The sequence below is a fragment of the Streptomyces humidus genome (assembly GCF_014649655.1).
Taxonomy (GTDB): Bacteria; Actinomycetota; Actinomycetes; order Streptomycetales; family Streptomycetaceae; genus Streptomyces; species Streptomyces humidus.
Genome location: NZ_BMTL01000181.1, coordinates 1 through 513 on the forward strand (window position 1 = coordinate 1; position 513 = coordinate 513).

The window sequence follows — 513 nt, forward strand, 5'->3', positions numbered from 1 at the left end:
TGAAGTCGAACATCGGTCATACGCAGGCGGCGGCCGGTGTGGGTGGTGTCATCAAGATGGTGATGGCGATGCGCCACGGCATCCTGCCGAAGACCCTCCACGTCGACGAGCCGACCCCGCATGTCGACTGGGCGGCGGGCTCGGTACGGCTGCTGACGGATCACCAAGAATGGCCCCAGGCGGAGCATTCCCGCCGGGCGGGTGTGTCCTCATTCGGCATGAGCGGTACGAACGCGCACGTGGTCATCGAGCAGGCCGACTCTGCCTCGTCTCCCGATTCAGTCGTGGTTCCTGCGGTGGTGCCGTGGGTGCTGTCGGCCCGTACCCGGGTGGCGCTGGAGGAGTCGGCGGTGCGGCTCGGCGAGAGCATCGAGGGCTCCGAGGGCTCCGTGGTGGCGGTGGCGCGTGGGCTCGTCACTTCGCGGTCGGTGTTTGACTGCCGGGCGGTGGTGGTGGGTCGGGATCGTGGGGAGTTGCTGGCGGGGTTGGGGGAGGTGGCCGGGGGGCGGCGTG

At 69.4% G+C, this 513-nt stretch carries 1 protein-coding gene; it reads left to right on the forward strand.

Translation table 11 applies throughout. The features are described 5' to 3' along the window. A partial coding sequence (locus IE239_RS41645; RefSeq protein ID WP_308435474.1) for a ketoacyl-synthetase C-terminal extension domain-containing protein occupies window positions 1-513 on the forward strand: 513 nt, incomplete at both ends.